At 61.7% G+C, this 256-nt stretch carries 1 protein-coding gene; it reads right to left on the reverse strand.

The window, feature by feature from the left end:
• Positions 1 to 256 (reverse strand): transposase (locus C6558_RS39450; RefSeq protein ID WP_199197167.1); only part of this gene is annotated, 256 nt, incomplete at both ends.

The following is a 256-nucleotide window of genomic DNA, read 5'->3' on the forward strand; positions in this document are numbered from 1 at the left end:
TGGGTGTAGCGCGACAGATACGCCAGAACGGCCTCGGGTCCGGCGAAGGGTGGCTTGGCGTAGACGAACCAGTTCTTTTTTCTGAGCGGCACCAGGAATTTAACAAAGGAGCTGCGCTCGCTTAAGCTCGCATGATCGCCGAAGAACTTCAGCTGGCCGGCGGCATGGGCCTCAGTGAGCTTCGCCAGGAAGAGGCGGCGGAACAGCCTTGAGAGCACGCGCACGGGCAGGAAGAAGCCGGGTCGGCATGACACCC

The organism is Ensifer sp. NM-2, assembly GCF_003024455.1.
GTDB classification, from domain to species: domain Bacteria; phylum Pseudomonadota; class Alphaproteobacteria; order Rhizobiales; family Rhizobiaceae; genus Ensifer; species Ensifer canadensis.